Annotated in this window: 21 protein-coding genes; 11 read left to right on the top strand and 10 right to left on the bottom strand. The window is 44.7% G+C overall.

Annotated elements, in window-relative coordinates:
• The first annotated feature begins 90 nt into the window (after positions 1-90).
• The 5 genes from B2337_RS09030 (at position 91) to B2337_RS09010 (ending at position 3431) form a co-directional block, all read left to right on the top strand.
• The gene (locus B2337_RS09030) at positions 91-630 is read left to right on the top strand and encodes a glycine zipper 2TM domain-containing protein (RefSeq protein ID WP_292413387.1); all 540 of its coding nucleotides are present in this window, start codon (positions 91-93) and stop codon (positions 628-630) included.
• 18 nt (positions 631-648) lie between these two features.
• A complete protein-coding gene (locus B2337_RS09025; RefSeq protein ID WP_292413386.1) occupies positions 649-1044 on the top strand; it encodes a c-type cytochrome in 396 nt (131 codons plus the stop codon).
• Between the two features lie 70 nt (positions 1045-1114).
• A complete protein-coding gene (locus tag B2337_RS09020) occupies positions 1115-1405 on the top strand; it encodes a PepSY domain-containing protein (RefSeq protein ID WP_292359546.1) in 291 nt (96 codons plus the stop codon).
• Positions 1406-1408: 3 nt separating this feature from the next.
• Positions 1409-2086, top strand: coding sequence for a response regulator transcription factor (locus B2337_RS09015; protein ID WP_292359548.1), 678 nt, complete (start codon positions 1409-1411; stop codon positions 2084-2086).
• A complete protein-coding gene (locus tag B2337_RS09010; RefSeq protein ID WP_292359550.1) occupies positions 2079-3431 on the top strand; it encodes an ATP-binding protein in 1353 nt (450 codons plus the stop codon). The genes B2337_RS09015 and B2337_RS09010 overlap by 8 nt, the downstream gene beginning before the upstream one ends.
• Here the strand turns inward: B2337_RS09010 and yjgA are convergent.
• From yjgA to B2337_RS08985, 5 genes are read right to left on the bottom strand one after another with little or no spacing between them, the layout of a single operon-like run.
• Positions 3425-3955 (bottom strand): ribosome biogenesis factor YjgA, encoded by a 531-nt coding sequence (gene yjgA / locus B2337_RS09005; RefSeq protein WP_292359552.1) that lies wholly within the window; start codon positions 3953-3955, stop codon positions 3425-3427. The genes B2337_RS09010 and yjgA overlap by 7 nt on opposite strands.
• Positions 3956-3957: 2 nt before the next feature.
• Positions 3958-4374 carry a secondary thiamine-phosphate synthase enzyme YjbQ gene (locus B2337_RS09000; protein ID WP_292413384.1) on the bottom strand — a complete coding sequence of 139 codons (417 nt, stop codon included), beginning with the start codon at positions 4372-4374 and terminating at the stop codon, positions 3958-3960.
• Positions 4371-5417, bottom strand: a complete 1047-nt coding sequence (locus tag B2337_RS08995) for an anthranilate phosphoribosyltransferase (RefSeq protein ID WP_292359556.1) — start codon at positions 5415-5417, stop codon at positions 4371-4373. The genes B2337_RS09000 and B2337_RS08995 overlap by 4 nt, the downstream gene beginning before the upstream one ends.
• Positions 5418-7430 (bottom strand): NAD-dependent DNA ligase LigA, encoded by a 2013-nt coding sequence (gene ligA, locus B2337_RS08990; RefSeq protein ID WP_292413383.1) that lies wholly within the window; start codon positions 7428-7430, stop codon positions 5418-5420.
• Complete coding sequence (locus tag B2337_RS08985) at positions 7414-8160, bottom strand: cell division protein ZipA C-terminal FtsZ-binding domain-containing protein (RefSeq protein ID WP_292413382.1); 747 nt, start codon at positions 8158-8160, stop codon at positions 7414-7416. The genes ligA and B2337_RS08985 overlap by 17 nt, the downstream gene beginning before the upstream one ends.
• A gap of 60 nt (positions 8161-8220) precedes the next feature.
• Here B2337_RS08985 and queF point away from each other — a divergent pair, with 60 nt between their 5' ends.
• Genes queF through cysZ form a run of 3 tightly spaced genes read left to right on the top strand, consistent with a single transcriptional unit; the run spans position 8221 to position 10672 of the window.
• Positions 8221-8610: a preQ(1) synthase gene (queF, locus tag B2337_RS08980; RefSeq protein ID WP_292359561.1), complete on the top strand. Its 390-nt coding sequence runs from the start codon at positions 8221-8223 to the stop codon at positions 8608-8610.
• Positions 8611-8612: 2 nt separating this feature from the next.
• Entirely contained in the window at positions 8613-9890 is a 1278-nt protein-coding gene (locus B2337_RS08975; RefSeq protein ID WP_292413380.1) for an FGGY-family carbohydrate kinase, read from the top strand.
• 11 nt (positions 9891-9901) lie between these two features.
• The gene (gene cysZ / locus B2337_RS08970) at positions 9902-10672 is read left to right on the top strand and encodes a sulfate transporter CysZ (protein WP_292413378.1); all 771 of its coding nucleotides are present in this window, start codon (positions 9902-9904) and stop codon (positions 10670-10672) included.
• A 67-nt stretch (positions 10673-10739) separates the two neighbouring features.
• On the opposite strand, the gene B2337_RS08965 is transcribed toward cysZ, so the two are convergent.
• Both B2337_RS08965 and B2337_RS08960 read right to left on the bottom strand, forming a co-directional pair.
• On the bottom strand, positions 10740-12908 hold the full coding sequence (locus B2337_RS08965) for a TonB-dependent receptor family protein (RefSeq protein WP_292413376.1): 2169 nt from the start codon (positions 12906-12908) through the stop codon (positions 10740-10742).
• A gap of 176 nt (positions 12909-13084) precedes the next feature.
• Positions 13085-13297, bottom strand: a complete 213-nt coding sequence (locus tag B2337_RS08960) for a (2Fe-2S)-binding protein (RefSeq protein ID WP_292413375.1) — start codon at positions 13295-13297, stop codon at positions 13085-13087.
• Between the two features lie 198 nt (positions 13298-13495).
• On the opposite strand from B2337_RS08960, the gene B2337_RS08955 reads away from it, so the two are divergent.
• The 3 genes from B2337_RS08955 to B2337_RS08945 all read left to right on the top strand — a co-directional run bounded on the left by B2337_RS08955 (position 13496) and on the right by B2337_RS08945 (position 17809).
• A complete protein-coding gene (locus B2337_RS08955; RefSeq protein WP_292413373.1) occupies positions 13496-15079 on the top strand; it encodes a glucan biosynthesis protein G in 1584 nt (527 codons plus the stop codon).
• The gene (gene mdoH / locus B2337_RS08950) at positions 15076-17232 is read left to right on the top strand and encodes a glucans biosynthesis glucosyltransferase MdoH (RefSeq protein ID WP_292413370.1); all 2157 of its coding nucleotides are present in this window, start codon (positions 15076-15078) and stop codon (positions 17230-17232) included. Before B2337_RS08955 ends, mdoH begins: the two co-directional genes overlap by 4 nt.
• 151 nt (positions 17233-17383) lie before the next feature.
• A complete protein-coding gene (locus tag B2337_RS08945) occupies positions 17384-17809 on the top strand; it encodes a CBS domain-containing protein (RefSeq protein ID WP_292359575.1) in 426 nt (141 codons plus the stop codon).
• Positions 17810-17886: 77 nt separating this feature from the next.
• On the opposite strand, the gene B2337_RS08940 is transcribed toward B2337_RS08945, so the two are convergent.
• From B2337_RS08940 to B2337_RS08930, 3 genes are read right to left on the bottom strand one after another with little or no spacing between them, the layout of a single operon-like run.
• A complete protein-coding gene (locus B2337_RS08940; protein ID WP_292413369.1) occupies positions 17887-18501 on the bottom strand; it encodes a class I SAM-dependent methyltransferase in 615 nt (204 codons plus the stop codon).
• A gap of 15 nt (positions 18502-18516) precedes the next feature.
• Entirely contained in the window at positions 18517-19704 is a 1188-nt protein-coding gene (locus tag B2337_RS08935) for a pyridoxal phosphate-dependent aminotransferase (RefSeq protein WP_292413367.1), read from the bottom strand.
• Positions 19688-20455 carry an HAD family hydrolase gene (locus B2337_RS08930; RefSeq protein ID WP_292413365.1) on the bottom strand — a complete coding sequence of 256 codons (768 nt, stop codon included), beginning with the start codon at positions 20453-20455 and terminating at the stop codon, positions 19688-19690. The genes B2337_RS08935 and B2337_RS08930 overlap by 17 nt, the downstream gene beginning before the upstream one ends.
• Positions 20456-20540 lie beyond the last annotated feature (85 nt).

The following is a 20540-nucleotide window of genomic DNA, read 5'->3' as shown; positions in this document are numbered from 1 at the left end:
AAAAAATTAACAAAACATTACTCAGCCATTCAGGCACAGTTCAGTTAACCGTTGCTACTCTGAGCTCAACTTCAACGAGTGGAGTAGCTCATGAAAAAAACAATAACAAGCTTAAGCCTGGTCACAACGTTAGTACTTTCTGCACCAATGGTGATGGCTGGCGGAAAACACCATAAACAGTATCGTGGTGGTGAAATGGCTAAAGTCACCTATGTGCAGCCCGTTTATCGTGAAGTACGTGTCAACTCACCCAGCCGGGAATGCTGGGATGAAGCGGTGCGACATCCACAACAGCAATCCTATACCAGCACCATTGCCGGTGGCATTATCGGCGGCGTGGTTGGTAATCAATTTGGTGGGGGAAATGGCAGAACAGCCATGACGGTTGCCGGTACATTACTCGGCGGTTCTGTTGGTCGGGATCTGGGCAACCGATATCAAAATGATGATTACCGCTATCAGCAACAATGTCAGGTGCATGATCGCTATCATACTGAAAGGCATATTGAAGGTTACGATGTCAGTTATCGTTATAAAGGCAGAGAATATTCGACTTTTATGAATTATCACCCCGGTGAATATGTTCCGGTCGATGTCGTGGTAAGCTCATCACCAGGTCGTTATTATTAAATTAGGTTAACCGTAGAAATGTCATTACGCCTGACGACATTATTGGTTTTATGCTTTACCGGCCTGTGGTTTGGGCCGGTACAAGCTCAGGCTGGTTATAAAGTGACTGAGGGAAACAAGCTGGATCCGCAAACCTATCGAGGCTATGTACTTTATCGAAACTGGTGTGCACGCTGTCATGGCACCTTCGCTCAGGGGTTAGCAGGCCCCAATTTAGCTAAAAGCCTGAATCAGGCCTCCAAAGAAGAATTTATGCAGGTGCTGATAAAGGGTAAAAAAGGTCGAGCAGGTGTTATGCCAGCTTTTCAGGATAATCCACAGGTTATCAATGGACGTGAACAACTCTATAACTATTTGCGCGCCAGAGCTGATAATGCCATCGGTCCGGTCATGCCAGAACAGGGACCCAAGTGATGCTTTCACCGACTGCTGACCGTTTGTTATTATCCCTCCATAACAAACATACTAATTATAAGGTTTTTACATGAAATTTTCCTGGTATCTACTAATTGTGGTGCTCACGCTACCATTATCTGGATATACTGATCATTTGCCGCCAGAAGCGGAAGCAGGAACAAGCATTAACGACATTGCTTTACCCCTGACAAAAAAAACCGCCGCAGAATTAGCTCAGGTTGAAACAGGTGGCAGGGTTTTATCGGTAGACCAGGAACAGTATCAAAATCATACGATTTTTCGCGTCAAAGTCTTACATCAGGATGGTAAAGTGAAAACTTACCGACTGGATCGGGATACCGGATATCAAATGCAATAACTTATGCGTGTTTTATTAATTGAAGATGAACCTCACCTGCGTGAACAAATTGGCCAGCACCTGCGTCAGCATCAACTTACTGTAGATATGAGCAGTGATGGTGAGGATGGTCTGTTCCTGGGAACAGAATATCCCTACGATGTCGCTGTTATTGATCTGGGACTGCCAAAACTTTCGGGTATTGAGGTCATTAAACAGTTACGTCAACAAAACATTACTTTTCCTATTTTGATATTAACTGCACGCGGTCGCTGGCAAGATAAAGTAGAAGGTCTTGAAGCCGGTGCGGATGATTATCTGGTCAAACCCTTTCATTTTGAAGAGTTAGTAGCGCGCCTGAACGCACTGGCACGCCGCGCTGCCGGCTGGTCAAATTCCACTATGCGTTGTGGCCAGGTTGAACTGAATCCGGCTTCACAGCAGGTTACAGTAAAAAACTTCCCGATTGAATTGACTGCCTTCGAATATCGATTATTGCATTATCTTATGCTGCATGCCGGGGAAGTTATTTCTAAAACTGAATTGACTGACCATATTTATGAACAGGATCAGGATCGGGATAGCAATGTCATTGAAGTGTTTGTCAAAAGACTGCGTAATAAACTGGATCCTGAAAAAGTGCTGAATCCGATTGAAACGTTGCGTGGCCGCGGTTATCGACTGACTTTACCACGTGAATAGACTTAATTTATCACTGACCAATCGACAGTTAATTGCCGTCACCCTGGTATTAACGGCTTTTCTGGGGATCTCCGCCTTCAGTTTATTTAATGCGTTTTCAGGTAGCGCTGAAACGGCTCAAAAACAACGTTTATTAAACTATGTCTACACGTTACTGACAGCCGCTGAGATCAGTCACGATGGCAAATTAATCATGCAGGATAAACTTGCCGAGCCAAAATTTTCTATTCCCAATTCCGGTTTATACGCTCAAATTACCAGTGGCAATACGATTGTCTGGCAATCACCATCTGTTATCGGTTTGTTTCTGGCGCTTCCCTACCATCCGGGTCCATCAGAACAGTTATACAGTCAGATCAACCTTGATAACGGCATGAAGCTGCAGAACCTCGCCTTTGGTATTGTCTGGGAAAATGATGATGGCGAACATTTTGATTACACCATCAATGTCTCTGAGGACCAGCATATGCTGGAAGCACAAGTAGATGAATTTCAGTTAAATCTCTGGTATTGGCTTGGCGGAACCGGTTTGATGCTGCTGATTGCACAATGGCTGATTTTCCGTTGGAGTTTACAACCATTGCATAAAGCCGCTGCTGATTTACATGCGATTGAAGCCGGTAAACAACAACGTTTAGGGGATGACTATCCCAGTGAACTGCAACAACTTACCCGTAATATCAATAATCTTCTGGATCATGAACAATCACGCCGCCTACGCTATAAAAACTCGCTTGCTGATCTGGCACATAGTCTGAAAACGCCACTGGCTTTATTACGTTCCGAGCTGGAAAGCTGTGATGATGTTACGGCCTGCAAACTGACCGGTGAAGAACAGTTAGACCGCATTAATGCCCTCGTTGATTATCAACTACAGCGGGCAGCCACAGAAGGCAAAAGTAATTTACTGGCACCAGTTTCTATTGGGGAAATCATCAATAAACTGATGAATTCACTAAAAAAAGTCTACCAGAGCAAAAACATTCATACCCAGTGTGAAATTGAACGGGATGCCATGTTGCATGCCGATGAGGGTGATATGTATGAGCTGCTCGGCAATCTGCTGGAAAATGCATTTAAATACTGTAACCAACAGGTCAATATTGTATTACGCCAGCAAAATCGGCGGATTATTGTGCGTATCGAAGATGATGGCCCCGGTGTACCAGCAAATGCCAGCGAAGATATTATCAAGCGTGGTAAACGTATGGATACACAGATTGAAGGCCAGGGCTTAGGGCTGGCAATTGCCAGCGATATCGTCGAGGCTTATCAGGGGAAAATCAGTGTTCAGCAAAGCTATCTGGGGGGGGCCTGTTTTCTGATTGAACTGATTGATCACTGATTCTGCTGCAGCTGCTGCAGATACTTAAAGATCAATCGAGCCGATTTTGGTGGCTGCTGTTTAGCTACTTCCTGTTTCGCATTTCGCACCAACTGCCTGACATGCTGATTATCAAAATCTTCAAACTGTTCGCGCAGCTCCGCCATCACCGTATCGTCTTCAGCTAATAATCGATCCCGCCAGTTTTCCAGTTGATGAAATTGCTCTGTTTGTGCCTGTTGCGGTTGTTTCAGGTTATCCAGCTTCTGTTGTATTTCGTCATGATCAAGACGGGCAATAATGCCGCCGATATAACCGGTCTGTCGTTTTAATGCACCCTTGCTCATTGATTGGGCTTTAAGTACTGCCTCGGTTAAATCTTCGTCCAGTTCCAGTTTTAACAAATCTTTTTTGGGCAAGTCTATCAGATCCTGGCCTAATTTTTTCAGTGCATCCAGTTCACGTTTGATACGCGATTTACTTTTGGGAATTGACGACCAGTCAAATTCCTCATCAAGGTGATCCTGTTCAAATTCTTCATTCATTATTATTCACCCTGTACTGTCACGATCACCCGACGCTGCTGGCGATGCGTGCGGTGTTCCCATAAATAGATTCCCTGCCATATTCCCAGGGCACATTTGCCATTGCTGACCGGTACCACCAGATCCGGATTGGTCAGTACCGTTCGGATATGCGCGCTCATATCATCCGGACCTTCATCCTGATGTAAAAACATGGGGTCACCATCCGGAACGATATGCTGCATATAGGTTTCCAGATCACGTCTGACATCCGGATCGGCATTTTCACAAATCATCAACGATGCACTGGTATGTTGAACAAACACATGGCATGTGCCGGTTGTAATACCCGATGCTGACACAATTTTGGCCACATCATCGCTGATATTCAGCGTGCTGCGACCATTCATTTCAAATTGTAATTGCTGTTGCAGAATCATTTTGTTTGCCCTTTTTGAAATGTAGCAAAGGCTTTACCCGAGTCCAGAACATTTCTGACTAAATCGCCGGCTTTAGACTGACCACTGACGAGTCCACAATGCCAGATAGCCATCGCTGCCCCGTAAACCAGCAGATCGTAAGCCACACCTTTTTCACCCTGCAATGCTGCCAGACCACGTTGGGCAGATTCGGCGGCCGTCAGTTTTTCCAGTTCAGGCATCACCCCACGGGTTTGTTGATCTACACCAAAAGCCTGTGGATCTAATGCGCAGGGTTTTAATGCGCCATCTATCAGTAAAAAATTATCAGATGATTCACGTAGCGTCGGCACAATGCCACCTTCCAGGCCACGTACAATCAATGCACTGTCAAAACCACTCTGCTTTGCCAGATACGCCAGAACCGGAGGATAGGCTTTATGCACAAAGCCAATTTGCAAATGCGTTTTTTTAGCCTTAACCGGCATCACCAGTTTTTCCAGCGTAGCCAGACTGGGGCGTTTAATCATTAATCGACGTAAATCCTGTAAAGCAAACAAGCTGGGCGTAGTAATTGCCTGATCCAGATAGGCCCAACCTATATCAGCATCATTTAATTGCTTGACTGCTTCAGCGACACTGAGTCGGATATTGACCCCAGCCGCTTCGAGAACCTGTGCATGGGTGACACCGAATTTCGGTGCCATTTCATAGACACCTTGTGATAAGGCCGGTAATCCACACGCGGCCATTACCGAAGGTAAAAATGCCGCAATCGGACAATGTCGGCTGAAACCATTAAACGGATCGGAAAGCAGCATGACATTTTCAACATCTAATGGCTGCTGACCGGTGACTTCCTGCATGGCCAGTAATAAGCCCAGATTTTCCTCATCGGTCTCACGTTTCATGCGCAATGCAATCAACATCACTGCCATTCGCACCGGATCAACCTTTCCGGACAGAATCTCCAGCATCGCCTCGCGACTCTCCTCCAGACTGAGATCTTTACTCAGATGGGGGCCGGTAGCGACTTTTTTGATGGCATCGGCAACTGCACTCATTTAATTAATCCACTGTATTAAGGTCGCTTCATCGACCACTTCAATCCCGAGGGATTGGGCTTTATTCAATTTTGAACCGGCATCTCTTCCGGCAACCACATAATCGGTTTTGGCAGACACGCTGCCAGCCACTTTGGCACCTAATGCTAATAATTTCTCTTTGGCTTCACTGCGTGACAGGTTTTCCAGCGTGCCTGTCAATACAACGGTTTTACCAGTTAATTCCGAATCAGCGTAAACCGGTTTTTCTTCTGGCCAGCTCACTCCAGCATCCAACAACCGCTGGATCACATCAAGATTATGTTCCTGACGGAAAAAGGTATAAATATGGTGAGCAACGACCGGCCCCACATCTTCAATTTCAATTAATTCGTCTTCTTTGGCTGTGGTTAATTTGTCTAATTTGACAAAGTGTAATGCCAATGATCGCGCAGTGGCTTCCCCTACTTCCCGAATACCTAAGGCGTATAAAAAACGGGCAAAACGGGTATTTTTTGCATGGTTTAACGCATTCACCAGATTTTCGGCAGATTTGTCGCCCATACGTTCCAATGCCGACAACTGTGCTTTGGTCAGATAAAACAAATCGGCTGGATCTTTGATTAATTCTGCATCGACCAGTTGTTCAACAATCTTATCGCCCAGGCCATCAATATCCAGCGCTTTACGTGAAGCAAAATGTTTAATAGCTTCCTTGCGTTGTGCGCCACAGAATAATCCACCACTGCAACGGGCTACTGCCTCGCCTTCAACCCGTTCAACTTCGGCACCGCAAACCGGACACTGGCTGGGCATCACAAATTCGACAGCATTGTCAGGACGTTTGTCTTTGACTACCTGAACCACTTCTGGAATAACATCCCCTGCCCGTCGAATAATGACTGTATCGCCGATGCGAACATCCTTACGGCGAACTTCATCTTCATTATGCAGGGTAGCATTACTCACTGTAACGCCTCCGACAAAAACTGGCTGTAATCGAGCAACCGGCGTTAACGCACCGGTACGACCCACCTGTACTTCAATATCCAGAACCTGAGTGCTTTCTTCCTGCGCCGGAAATTTATAGGCAATGGCCCAGCGCGGTGCACGGGAGACAAACCCCAGACGTTCCTGCAATCGGCTGTCATCAACTTTAAACACCACACCATCAATGTCATAAGGCAGAGTGGCGCGACGTTCGCCGAGCTCATGCAAATATTCCAGACAGGCTTCAACACCCTGCAATTGTTTAGTATCCGGACAGACTGCCCCACCCCATTGGCTAATTATCTGCATGGCTTCGGTATGACTGGCCGGGCGTTCCATACCCTCGATTTCGCCAAGTCCATAACAGAACAACGCCAAAGGACGGCTGGCTGTTACAGATGAATCAAGTTGTCTTAATGAACCTGCAGCAGCATTGCGTGGATTCACAAACAATTTTTCATTGTTTGCCAAACGCTGTTGATTCAGCTTTTCGAAACCTGCTTTTGGCATATAGATTTCACCACGGATTTCAACAACTTGAGGAACATTGTTACCATGAAGTTTTAAAGGTATATTCCGGATAGTGCGAACATTTTCGGTAACATCCTCCCCTACCGCACCATCCCCACGGGTGGCTGCCTGTACCAGTAAACCATTTTCATAACGAATGCTGATGGCAAGACCATCGAGTTTTGGTTCGGCAGCATAGGTAATCACCGCATCGGTATTCAAACGATCACGCACCCGCTGGTTAAAAGCTGTTAATTCCGCTTCGTCAAATACATTATCCAGCGATAACATCGGCATCGCATGGGTAACTTGTGTGAATTTATCTAACGGTGCCGAACCGACACGCTGTGTGGGCGAATCAGGCGTGACTAATTCGGGATACTTGGTTTCCAGCTGTTTTAATTCGGCAAATAAGCGGTCATATTCAGCGTCAGTTACTTCCGGATCATCAGCGCTGTAATACAGGAAATTATAACGGTTGATTAAATCTCGAAGTTGTTGTGCCCGTTCACTGATTTCAGGTGAAATCGTCATCAGATTTATTGCCTGCCTGCAAAGATAAATTTAACTCAAAAATCCGGTTGCGAATGGCTTCCAAATGCTTGTCAGTTATCGGTTCACGCTTTTCATCACAAAGAATCCCCCCCAGATAGGCGGTTAATTGCTGAGCGGCATCAAGCATGGAATCAAATACGGTCAAACCATTTACCGGACCGGGAAGTCTTGCAAACACTAATAAACCGGGTGTTTTAATCGAAATCAGCTGATCCGGCAATAAAGTGCCGGGATCGAGAATATTGGCGACGCTGAAAAGTGTTTGGCGTCGATTATTCACGGTATAACGATGATAAATCTGCATATCTCCAAAATGCATTTCCTGCTGATCCAGCGCAGATTTGATTGCTCGACCGGTAAACATCTGTGATTCCGGAGCCATTATGGTCAGCGCAACCACCATTTCCCAATCTGGTGCTTCGTCAGCCTCTTCATCATCGAACTCGTCTTCATCCGACTCAACGGCTACATTAGGATCTTCGGCTTGATCCGAATCCAACCGCACTTTGGGTCCGTCGGATAAATCCACGGTATCTTGCGCAAATACCGAATCAAATCGCGCGTGAAAATCACTATTATCAGCTTCATCGAAGCGATCCAGTTCGCGCTCAAATTCCTGGGCACGCTGCTGTTGCCGCGAATGGGTATACCAACCGCCGATAACCAGCGCCACTAAAACAACTACAGACAGGAGAATGATTTCAAACACTTAATTAAATCTGCCAACTCAGGGATAATAACGGTTTTATAAACCTCTCAGAGATTACCTATGTCTACGCTACCAAGCAAACAACTGGAAACCTTCGATAACGCCGTACCGGAGCGGGATTATACCATCCACATCGAAACACCTGAATTTACTTGTCTGTGTCCGAAAACCGGTCAACCGGATTTTGCCACGATTAAGATCGATTATGTACCGGATCTGAAATGCGTCGAACTGAAATCCCTGAAACTGTATTTCTGGTCATATCGTGAAGAAGGTGGTTTTCATGAGAAACTGACCAATCAAATTCTCACCGATCTGGTCGCGGCAACTGATCCCCGGTTTATGCGGGTAACCGGTATTTTCAATGTACGTGGCGGTGTCTACACCAATGTGGTTGCTGAATATCGTAAAGAAGGTTGGGTTGCACCAACACCTGTTCAGCTTCCATAAAGATGCGCGACAGCGCATGGATTGGCATTGATTTCGGCACCTCCGGGTGCCGGGTTTGCGCCATTGATAAATCGGGGGCTATTCTCGCCCAAACCGAACTGACACTCCCCGCATCTCCGCAGCCCTATCCTTCCGCAAAACAACAATCTCACTTTCTTTTTGCCACTTTAAAAAACCTGTTATGTCAGATTCCCGATGTTGAAGTTGAGTCCATTGTTATTGATGCTACATCAGGTTCAGTCATGTTGTGCGATCTACAGGGACGTCCACTTAGTGAGATGTTGATGTATAACGATCAACGCGCCATAAATGCAAGTCAGCAAATTGACAAAACGGCACCAGCTGACTCAGCAGCGCACGGTCCCGGCAGCGGACTGGCAAAATTACTGTACCTCCAGAGAACCTTGGCCTTACCGGAAAAATACTATTTAGCACACCAGGCGGACTGGCTGGCAATTCAATTAGGAGCCAAACCGGGCACCACCGATTATAACAATGCATTAAAGTCAGGGTTTGATATCGTAAACAATCAATGGCCGAGCTGGATAGAATCGCTTACTTCAACTGACGTTTTACCCAATGTCGTTACACCTGGCACGGTGATTGGCAAACTGTCGGAATCATCGATGCAAAAAATTGGGCTGAAACAGTCTTTTTCACCGATTCTTAAAGCCGGTACAACGGATAGTCTTGCCGCATTTATCGCAACAGGTGCAAATGCGATTGGCGAAGCTGTTACCTCTCTGGGTTCCACGCTGGTATTGAAACTTATCTGCCAGAAACCGGTATTTGATGCAAAGCGAGGAATTTACAGCCATAAACTGGGCAAATTCTGGCTTTGTGGTGGCGCATCCAATTCTGGTGGTGCAGTATTAAGACATTTTTTTAATAATGAGCAACTGAGAACGTTAAGTCAGAAAATTGATTTACAACAGTCACCACCCGATTATTATCCGCTGCTTAAGTCCGGAGAACGCTTTCCAATAGCGGATGCAGACTACCCGCCAAGAATGCAGCCACGCCCAGCGGAAGATCATGTGTTTTTATATGGGTTGCTGGCTGGTATCGCCAGTATAGAAAAAGCTGGATACGATTGTTTGCAACAGCTCAGTGAGTCAAAATTAATATCCATTCGCAGTGTTGGTGGTGGTTCAGATAATTCTGTATGGACCCGATTACGTCAATCTTTATTACGGGTGTCATTTAAACAAACCCACCAAACCGATGCAGCTTATGGCAGTGCATTACTCGCTAGAGACGGCCTCAGGTTATTTGAATAAGGTATTGATAAATGGGTGATTTCATTCAAGGCTCGCGTTATTTATTAAGTGGATTCAAACTCATAAATCAACCTGGTGTACGCCGTTTTGCCTATATCCCTATATTCATTAATACGCTACTGTTTGCCGGTGCAATCTGGTTTGGTATCACTCAGTTTGAAGACTGGATGACCCAATTGACACCGACCTGGTTACCGGAATGGTTATCCAATGCATTGATGTGGATTCTCTGGCCATTGTTTGCGATCTTGATTGTGTTAATGGTGTTTTTCACTTTTTCCATTCTCGCCAATATTGTTGCCGCACCGTTTAATGGATTGTTAGCTGAAGCGGTTGAAAAACGACTTTCCAATCAACCACCGCCAGAACAAACCCTCTTGCAATTAATCGCCGATACGCCGCGAATGATTTTCAATGAATTACGTAAACTGGTTTATTTGCTGAAGTGGATGATTCCATTATTCATCCTTTCATGGATACCAGGCATTAATCTGATTGCGCCCTTGTTATGGCTGTTTTTTTCCAGCTGGACACTGGCGCTTGATTACCATGACTACCCGTTAGGAAATCATCTGATGGGGTTTAAACAACAGCGTGAACTGCTCAAAACCAAACGTTCATTAGCTTTAGGGTTCGGCATGACAACGCTGGGAGCAACCATGATTCCGGTAGTGAACTTTCTGATTATCCCGGTGGCTGTTGCTGGTGCAACAGCTTTGTATGTCGACCAATTACAAAACAAATATCCTCTAGATTTACACAAGAATGCTTCATCAAATTAGTCAAAAAAAAGCGCCTGAAGTAACCCTCCAGGCGCTTTTATAACTGTTATTAAGAAACTTTTATAGCTTAAAAGTCAATAATAATACCAGCATAGACAGTCCGCTCAATATTCGGCCGAGCACCAAAAGGTTGACGAGCAATAATTTCTTGTCTGTCGAATACATTCTCAACCTTTAAAAATACTTCAGGACCATTCACGAACTGATAACGACTAATTAAATCCATAGTAAATAAAGCGTCGGTGCGATCAAAACGACTATCTGATTTATTACAACCTACATCTACACAAGTTTCATCTATGTATTTTGCCACGGCGTAATTATTCCAACCGCTGCTGTGCTCTAAACCAACTCTAGCACTGAACATGTTTTCAGGAATATTTTGCAGCTCTAAACCACTAACAAGTTGATCTCCAGATGTAGTCTCGCCGTCAGTATAAGTGTAGGTAATATCAACCGGGATCATAAAGTTACCGGCCGTGAATAATTTGCCTGCTTGAAACTCAAGACCTTTAACCTCTGCTCCACCAAGACTAAATGAACCAGAATCAGCGCCATTACTGCAATTGGAAGCTACCGAACATTGCTCAACAAAGTTACTAAAGTCAGAATAGAAAGCAATTGCCTCACTGTAGAATGTACCTTGAGTAAAGCGCACGCCGAATTCGTAATTATCACTTAACCCCGGATCAGTACCATCTTCGGCATTTGCACTGATAGGCAACATACCTTCGTGATAACCCGCTAAAACTTGCCAATTATCGGTTAAATCATAAGTCGCCGAAATACCCGGCAAAAACTCACGATAATCATTTTCAACTCTGTTCGTAACTGATGAGCGTGCAGGTTCCCCATAGCGACGAGCTTTGCTTTCAACATCTTCCATGCGTAAGGAAAGATTTACTAACAGTTTATCGGTAACTTGAAAATTATCGGTTATCCAAATACTGAGAGCCTGAGCCTCTTCCAGACGATTATCACCACCACTCACCGTGTCAGCATTGCTGCCTTGAAAAACAAGCTGTCCGTTTATTTGATCATATGTCTCGACAGGTTGAAATCGGTCTGTTTCATCGAAATGTTGTCGCACACCAAAATTCAAATCATGTTTACCGAGCAGCCAATTGAAATTAGCTTGAACACCATAAGAATCATACTCTCGATTATTATTCTTGTACCTAAGACCAAATGCATCTTGGTCTCCATCCAAAACTGCCTGAGCACTAGCATCCCCAGCATTTGCTGCGTTGATAAGATCACCAGTATTATCAAACTTAAACCAATTACGTTTGAATTCATTGTGATAAAGCGTCACGGTGGAATTAAACGTTTCTGACCATTTAAAATTATGACTGAGATTAACCCCAGTATGGTCATTATCCATATTATCTATTTCTGTCAGTCCATAACGACGGTTTTCATCACGTCGAAAGTCTGCATCAGTCAGACCTGCATAGGTTTCATCAGAATCTTCAAAGGAACGTTGGAATTTAAAAAGCACTTTATTGCGTTCATCTTCCCATGATAATTTGCCAACATAATCCTGAATTTCAAATCCACTATCTTGTCCGCTCCGATCAATGTCCTTGAAACCTTTGTTATTGCGTTGAACCGTTTCTAAAAGATAACCAAAACCACCTTCTTTTCCACCGTAATAAGCGTGCGTATCAAAAGAGCCTTCATCGCTGAGCATAAACATAGCCCGGCCACGATTACTTTCTGGAATTGGTGTGGATACCAAGTTAACCACACCACCGACTGTTTGTGGACCATAACGTAGAAGGGGGGCGCCTTTCAGGACTTCAACCGAATTTAAACGTAAAGCTGTTGGAAAATAGTAGGCTGCAGGATTGGAATAAGGTGCTGGCGCAATTAAGACGCCATCTTCCATCAGCGTAATATTTTGGCTTCGTTCCGGCGCAGCTGCACGAACACCGATATTTGGACGTAAACCTAATCCATCCTCTTCAAGAATATAGATTCCTGGAACAGTTTTCAGGACTTGATGAATGTCTGTAGTTGCTTCAGTTGTAAGTTGATCGTTGTCAACATAATAAGCCGATCCTGGCAACTCACGTGCAGCTTGTTCACTACCTATTACAGTTACGGAATCTAATGATTTTACATTTTCATCTGCCAGCACCTGTGAACCATGCATTGTACCCAGTGCAACTGTCACAACTGAAACGATAGGTTTGAACTTAAAATTTCGCGACTTGCGAATACCATTTTCCATATTGTTACCTTTAATTGCTATACGTAAAGAAATGTAAAGGCGAATAGTAATGGTTCTTATTACCGAGTCAAGCACTTTCACAATAAGAAAGGGATTTTTTCCTAATCAACTGATGATGGTATGGGAGGGATCTATCAGAAAGTTATATAAAATAGGTATTTAACAACAGTATTGGACTAATGTTGCAATTTAGCAACAATGTCATCCAATAGCATCTCAATATCATAATCACAGGAACCACAGCCAGAAATTGCGCCGGTTTTACGTGAAATGGTATCGCTATCCACAATTCCCTGCTCTACCAGGCTGATAATCTTGCCACGGGTCGTTCCACTGCAATCGCAAATTACTTCGTCAAGATTCTGGTGAATATCATTGTCGTTTTTCATCAAACTTGCCTGGCAATAAATTTTAATGCATAAAATTTCAGATTCAATCATGCATATTCATACATGAGTTAATATTAACTCAAGTTATTGTTACACCGTATCGAATCTGAAATAGTAACTATCGTTGAATCCAGTTTGGTTCGACAGAGTCTTCCCTATTTTTATCCCCATATAATTCCGCAATAAGGATTTAGCCGCATGTTGAGTAATCTATCTCTTCATCCAAAAATCGACTATTCATTCACTATAAAGATCTTTTACGGGTTATTCATTGCCATTTTTATACTGTTGTTTTTCCAAACAAGCCATGCTGAAACGGCTGTCGAAAATGAACTCGAAAGCAAACCTTTTTCGCGGGATACAGTGATTGAAAATGCTCGTCAACTTGCTGAACAGCCGTTTAAAAAACCAGCATCAGCCCCTGAAGAATTGAAAAATCTTGACTACTCTACCTATCGGCAAATAAATTTTCAGCAAAATGCGGCCATTTGGGGCGGCACCCCCACCAGGTTTTCAGTGCAGTTATTTGCACCGGGATTTCTCTATCAGGATTTGATTGATATTGATGTGGTAGAAAATGGCGAGTCTTTTCCAGTTGAACTTTCTGAAAACTCTTTCAGCGTGCCGAATGACGATATTGGCAAAAAAATAGCTGAAGTCGGTAAGTATGCTGGCCTGCGTTTGCACTATCCCCTGAACAGCGAGGATCATCACGATGAATTTATCGTTTTCCAAGGGGCAAGTTATTTCAGAATCGTATCGCAAGGACAGCTGTATGGTATTTCAGCTCGCGGACTTGCCATTGATGTAGCACAACCCACAGGTGAAGAGTTTCCACTATTTAAAAAGTTCTGGATTGAACGACCTTCATCAAAACAGAACGCCATTGTGGTACATGCATTACTTGACAGTAAAAGCATCACAGGAGCCTATCGTTTTGGCATTCATCCAGGCGCCCCCAGCAGGGTTGATGTCGACGCTATATTATTTCCGCGAGCAGATATCAAACATGCCGGACTTGCACCGTTAACTTCCATGTTTATGCATGGTGGTATGGATCGCCCCGATCAGCTTGATTATCGTCCTGCAGTACACGATTCCGAAGGACTGCAAATGCTAAATGGTCAGGGTGAGCGGCTTTGGCGCCCCCTGATTAATCCACAAACTTTGCAAGTCAGTGCTTTTATCGATGAAAACCCGAAAGGTTTCGGTTTAATCCAACGACACCGCGACTTCAATTATTATCAGGATTTGGAAGCTAAATATCATCAGCGTCCCTCCGCCTGGGTTAAACCGGCAGGTGACTGGGGTAAAGGTCAGGTAGAACTGGTTGAAATCCCATCGGCTTCTGAAGAAAATGACAATATTGTTGCTTATTGGAAACCCGCGGATGGTCTTAAAAAAGGTGAACCTTTTAAATTTTCCTACACGTTAATATCGCCCGATGATGTGCCGGCTGATATGAATGAAACTCGCATCGTCGGCAGTGCCAGTGGCCTGAAACTGTTTGATGGTAATAAGGAAGTATTGATCGATTACAGTAATATCAGCAGCGAAGATCTGGATCAAATTGAGGTTATCGCCAGCATCAGCCAGGGCAAGATTATGGAAAGTCGTATTGAGGCAAATCCGCATATCAATGGTGCAAGGGTATTTATCACGTTTGATGCTGAAGATGCTGATGTGGCGGAGTTACGGGTTCAGTTAAACAAGGATGATGTAAATGCTGCTCCCACATGGCTTTACAGATGGATTAGCAGGGACTGGAACAATTCTCTATGACCCTGGATTTACGGATTAACAATACAGAAAAGCGCATTCATTACGAACCTGCTCTGCCCCCCGAATCGCCATTGGCAATGCCGCGCCATGGTGTCTACGAACAGGGACTCCCAATGCGCCCTGGCCAGCGGACATTTTTCTACATCTTGCGCACACTCATTTCCCGGTTATTTGTGCTTGGGGTGATGTTGGGTTTGTCATATTATGGTGTTTCTGAAATCTATGGTGTGTTAAGCACAACCAATGTCGTCACTAATCTGCAGTGGCTGTTTTTAATCCTGTTCAGCATCAATTTCCTTTGGGTCTCGTTTGCTTTCGCCCAGGCATTGCTCGGCTTCTTATTACATCTCAAGCCAAGACTGATTAAACAACCCGAACGGGAACCCGACTTTACTACCGCCATATTGCTGCCCATCTATAATGAAGATCCTATTCGTATCAAGGCAGCACTCAAGGTGATGCGTGATGACTTACTGGAAAAGGCACCGGGAAAATATGCATTTTTTCTGCTCAGTGATACCAACAAGGCAGATGCCTGGATTGCTGAAGAGCAGGCATTTTTTGATCTCTTAAACAAGGATGAATCAGGCTGTCCGGTTTATTACCGCCGACGTCAGCAGAATACCGAGCGTAAAGCAGGCAATATCGGAGATTGGGTACAACGCTGGGGCGGTGCCTATGACGCTATGATCGTGCTGGATGCGGACAGCGTGATGAGTGCAGAAAGTATGCTGACGCTATCCAGGCGGTTGGCGGCATCACCCAGTGTGGGATTAATACAAACCTTACCGACCATTGTGCGTGCCAATACGCTCTATGGCCGACTACAGCAGTTTGCCAATCATTGTTTTGGCCCAATTTATGCCGAAGGCTTATCCGCCTGGCATGGCCTTTCGTCTAATTTTTGGGGGCATAATGCCATTATCCGTACTCGTGCATTTGCCGAGTCATCACATTTACCTCTCTTGCCGGGTAAACCACCTTTTGGTGGTCATGTATTGAGTCATGATTTTATTGAAGCCGCATTATTGCGTCGTGCTGGCTGGGGAGTTCGATTTGATACGGATATCCAGTCTACTTATGAAGAGTCTCCCCCTTCACTGATTAATATCATGATTCGGGATCGCCGGTGGTGTCAGGGCAATCTGCAACACACGCCATTTATGTTTGCTCAGGGGTTTGTATTACCCACCCGTTTACATATATTTTCCGGACTGATGTCCTATTTAAGTGCGGTTTTCTGGCTGTCTCTCATCGTTGTCGGCCTAGCCATTGCTGTTCAGGCCAGATACGTCCGTCCGGAATATTTTGCTAATCCTTCACTCTTTCCCACCTGGCCCGTATTCGATTCTGAACGCGCGCTAATGCTGTTTATCGTCTCAATGGCTATCGTTATTGCACCAAAAGTATTCGGCTGGTTTGCAGCACTGATAAATATTCCACGTTGCATGAAGTTTGGCGGCCCGATTCTGCTGACGTTTAGCGTTATTCTGGAAATACTCATGTCTGCTTTGTATGCGCCAATATTAATGGTGCATCAGTTTGGTGTGGTCGTTGGAATTTTTCGCGGTAAGGACAGTGGCTGGATGCCACAGTCACGAGATGATGGCGCGTTGAGTTGGTCATCTGTGGCCAGAGCTCATGCGGGACATACATTGTTCGGCATCATTCTCGCCGTTATTGCTTTGTTGTTGAGCATTGAACTGTTTTACTGGTTACTGCCGATTACCGGTGGATTGATGTTGTCTATTCCCTTATCCTGGATAAGTGGTGGTTCAAGACGCAGTAAACTGATTAAATGGTCTGGTCTGCTTCGTTGCCCGGAAGAAAAAAGACCATCCCCCATTCTGGTGGCTTTGGATCAACAATTGTCAGCGCTCCCCGAACAACCCAAACAACATGCATTCATCAGACTGATCAATGATCCACAGTTGTGTAAGTGGCATATTGCCCAACTACCGGAAAATGCTGGGCAACCTCCAGTGTTCCATGCACCTCGGATATTGGCAGAGTGGAAAGTACGTCATGCTGAAACTATGCAGCAGCTTGAGTCCTGGCTTGAGAATCAAGAGGAACTGGCCTTTTTGAGTCAACGTGATTGTTTACAGCAACTCAAAAGTCTGGAAAGCAACTTAACAAAGAAGGTGATTTAGTTTTAATTAAGTACTCAAACAGCAAAATACTGCTGGCTGAATCAACTTCTCAATTGGGTTGAATTTCCTCTCTGCTGCTCCATGTATTTTATGTGAGCCTGTGTTTTGGGCTGACCCTCATCTCAAATGAGACAATCTAAGGAGAAATTCTATGTTGCGAGTGAAAGATGTGATGACGAAACAACCTTTTTATCTTGATGCCGACGTCAGCATTCAGGAAGTTTCTCAAATTATGCGCGATAAAAATTTGGGTTTTGTGCCATTGAGTAAAGAGAACCGAATCATTGGCGTAATAACCGATCGTGACATCGCGCTCAGAGTAGTTGCTGAGGCGAAAGATCCTCATCAGAAAGCCCGAAACATTGCTACTGAACGGGTTTTGTATACCTATGAAGATAAACCGATTGAGGAAGTCGTTCAGAATATGGCTGATCAACAGGTTCAACGTTTTTTAGTTTTAAATAATGCTAAAAACGAAGAACTGGTGGGCATTGTAACGTTAGGTGACATTGCTGATCGTTGCAAAGATGAAGCCATGGCAAAAAAAGTGATTAACGCTGCCCGACATTACCATTAATTTTTACGGAAAAGATAAACATCAGTCTTTTGGTTCGACTCAGAGTATAAACAGGCTTTGAGTCGAACCATGGATAATCAGTCCAGTGCTTCATCTGGTTTTTGTACAATCAGATAAAGGTGTAACTCCGGATATTGATCATATTCCAGATGCCGACAGACCGCACCCGCTTCATCAATGACCCTGAGAGTCTCAGGAATTCCCAAAACACTGTAATACATTGGCGGCCCCATGGCCGAATCGGTTTTTTCAGATGCCTTATCCATAGCACCAGTGGTAAAAATCAATACACCACCAGGTGTCAGGGCATCGATTAACCTGGTCATAACAGGTTGCTGCTGATTTAATGGCAAATGCCAGATGCTGTCCCAGGCTGATATAAAACTGTATTGCCTGGGAATTTTCCATTTGCTGATATCGGCATGGTAAAAGGTGTGCTTTGGGTGTCTCTGACGAGCAAATCCAAGCATTTTTTCTGAGATATCCAGCCCTTCAACTGCAAACCCATGACGAATTAACAAATCGATAATTCGTCCACTGGCTCCACAGCCAATATCCAAAGCATTTGATCTGTGTTTTACAAATGCAATTGCCCGTTCATGTTGGTTGATGCCATTGTCACGGTTGAAGTTGTCACTGTTCCAAACGTCAGCAATTTGATTATAACTATCGGCAACTTGTGTTGGTTTCATCGTTGGAGTAATGCTCTAAAACTTACGTAAAGCGTTATAAATCCGCTCAACAGCCTGTATTAACCGTGACTCATCTGTTGTGTAGGCAAATCGCACATGCTGATCAGCGAGATGGCTCCCAAAATCATTACCCGGCGTAATGGCTACTCCTGCTTCGCTCAGTAGATAGTTAGACAATGCCATACCATCAGGGATGGTGTCGTTTAAAAATTTACGACAATCCGCATATAAATAAAACGCACCCTGGGGTTTGACCGGTATCGAAAAACCTAATGTTTGCAGAGCTGGCAGCAATACATCCCGACGTTTTTCAAATGCCTGACGACGTTGTTCCAGGATATCCTGAGTTTCTCGGTCAAATGCGGCCAGCGCAGCATATTGTGCCGTAGTCGGTGCAGCCAGAAACAGATTCTGAGCCAGACGATCCATAACCGGCTCGAGACTTTCCGGCACCACTAACCAGCCTAATCGCCAACCGGTCATACCAAAGAATTTGGAAAAACTGTTGATCACGATCGCTTCGTCATCTACTTCCAAAATGGAGGGTAAATGCACGTTATCGTAATTTAATCCATGGTAAATCTCATCGACGACTAATACTCCCCGTTTGGCTTTTACAGCCTTTGCAAGGGCTTTTAAGCTGTCTTTATCAATAATGGTGCCGGTTGGGTTAGATGGTGTAGCAACCAGGGCCATTTGCGTGTCCTGATTCCAGTATTTTTCAATATGCTCTGAGGACAATTGATAAGCGGTATCTGCACCGACTGGAACCGAAACGGCTGAGGCTTCGACGAACCGGGCAAAATGGCGATTACAGGGATATCCCGGATCGGTCATCAGTAAATGTTTACCGGTTTCTAACAAAGCGCCCATCACCAACAGTAATGCACCGGATGCTCCAGGAGTAATAACAATGCGGCGGGGTGAAATGGTGAGCCCGTATTGTTGTTGATACCAGTTTGCAATTTTTTCCCGTAACGCCATCAACCCAAGCGACGGCGTGTAGAACGTGTCGCCTTTTTTTAAGGAAGCCATCGCTGCATCAATAATTGGCTGAGGCGTCAGAAAGTCCGGCTCACCAATTTCCAGGTGAATAATATCCCTGCCCTGCGCCTGCAGAACTTTCCCCTGCGACAGAATATCCATTACCTGAAACGGTTTAATATCCTGTGCACGTTGTGTGATGTTAATTGGCTTGGGCATGTAACTCCAGAATTGACTGGGCGCTTATGTAATCATTATCGATAGGTAACCCCGCTAAAACTGAACAGGGAGCGTTGGGTTCGCCGAGTTGATCAACGACGCAAACAGCATCGCTGAAATCTTCATTGGCAGTATAGGCGTTCATGGTAACCAGTGTGGTTAAACCGGCAGACCGGGCTGATAACAAACCGTTTGCCGAATCTTCAATCGCCAGGCATTGATCAGCCATAAGCTGCAACTGTTGCATACAATAATGATAAATATCAGGAGCAGGCTTTTTGGCTGGCACAATATCTCCCGCCGCGATACAGTCAAACCAATTCAAGGCATCTTCCCCCAATGTCGCTGAAATCAATGCTGTCACATTCTCAGGAGTTGTCGTTGTTGCAATGGCCAGTCTGATATCTGCCATTCTTAATTCTTCCAGCAATCTTTTAACACCCGGCCGTAACTGAATCGACTGACTCTCCAATAATTGCACATAGTGTCGGGTTTTCTCTGTATGCAATTTGGCAATCATTTCACTGTGTTCACCAGCATATCCGCACTGCAAATGGAAATTTTCCAGGTAATATTGAATACGCTCTTTGCCTCCGGTAACGGCCAGTAATTGACCATACAAATGCTCATCCCAATGCCAGTCCAGACCCGCATCGGCAAATGCGCGATTGAAGGCAATTCGGTGCCCATGACGCTCGGTTTCGGCCAAGGTCCCATCCACGTCAAATATAACGGCTTTTAAATGTTTCATCTGTCTCTTAATGTAAAAAATGCGTTAAAATAACTCGATTATTTTGCACATGCCAGAAGCTTCTGGTATAGATGCGCCCTTGTTT

The sequence above is a fragment of the Methylophaga sp. UBA3192 genome, assembly GCA_002363955.1.
In the GTDB taxonomy this organism is placed as follows: Bacteria; Pseudomonadota; Gammaproteobacteria; order Nitrosococcales; family Methylophagaceae; genus Methylophaga.
Note: the sequence above shows the minus strand (reverse complement) of the source record. Positions and strands in the feature narration are given on the sequence as shown.

Coding starts and splice junctions, on each gene's coding strand:
- B2337_RS09030 (WP_292413387.1), top strand. CDS start 91: ATGAAAAAAACAATAACAAGCTTAAGCCTGGTCACAACGTTAGTACTT.
- B2337_RS09025 (WP_292413386.1), top strand. CDS start 649: ATGTCATTACGCCTGACGACATTATTGGTTTTATGCTTTACCGGCCTG.
- B2337_RS09020 (WP_292359546.1), top strand. CDS start 1,115: ATGAAATTTTCCTGGTATCTACTAATTGTGGTGCTCACGCTACCATTA.
- B2337_RS09015 (WP_292359548.1), top strand. CDS start 1,409: ATGCGTGTTTTATTAATTGAAGATGAACCTCACCTGCGTGAACAAATT.
- yjgA (WP_292359552.1), bottom strand. CDS start 3,955: ATGAATGAAGAATTTGAACAGGATCACCTTGATGAGGAATTTGACTGG.
- B2337_RS09000 (WP_292413384.1), bottom strand. CDS start 4,374: ATGATTCTGCAACAGCAATTACAATTTGAAATGAATGGTCGCAGCACG.
- B2337_RS08995 (WP_292359556.1), bottom strand. CDS start 5,417: ATGAGTGCAGTTGCCGATGCCATCAAAAAAGTCGCTACCGGCCCCCAT.
- ligA (WP_292413383.1), bottom strand. CDS start 7,430: ATGACGATTTCACCTGAAATCAGTGAACGGGCACAACAACTTCGAGAT.
- queF (WP_292359561.1), top strand. CDS start 8,221: ATGTCTACGCTACCAAGCAAACAACTGGAAACCTTCGATAACGCCGTA.
- B2337_RS08975 (WP_292413380.1), top strand. CDS start 8,613: ATGCGCGACAGCGCATGGATTGGCATTGATTTCGGCACCTCCGGGTGC.
- cysZ (WP_292413378.1), top strand. CDS start 9,902: ATGGGTGATTTCATTCAAGGCTCGCGTTATTTATTAAGTGGATTCAAA.
- B2337_RS08965 (WP_292413376.1), bottom strand. CDS start 12,908: ATGGAAAATGGTATTCGCAAGTCGCGAAATTTTAAGTTCAAACCTATC.
- B2337_RS08960 (WP_292413375.1), bottom strand. CDS start 13,297: ATGAAAAACGACAATGATATTCACCAGAATCTTGACGAAGTAATTTGC.
- B2337_RS08955 (WP_292413373.1), top strand. CDS start 13,496: ATGTTGAGTAATCTATCTCTTCATCCAAAAATCGACTATTCATTCACT.
- mdoH (WP_292413370.1), top strand. CDS start 15,076: ATGACCCTGGATTTACGGATTAACAATACAGAAAAGCGCATTCATTAC.
- B2337_RS08945 (WP_292359575.1), top strand. CDS start 17,384: ATGTTGCGAGTGAAAGATGTGATGACGAAACAACCTTTTTATCTTGAT.
- B2337_RS08940 (WP_292413369.1), bottom strand. CDS start 18,501: ATGAAACCAACACAAGTTGCCGATAGTTATAATCAAATTGCTGACGTT.
- B2337_RS08935 (WP_292413367.1), bottom strand. CDS start 19,704: ATGCCCAAGCCAATTAACATCACACAACGTGCACAGGATATTAAACCG.
- B2337_RS08930 (WP_292413365.1), bottom strand. CDS start 20,455: ATGAAACATTTAAAAGCCGTTATATTTGACGTGGATGGGACCTTGGCC.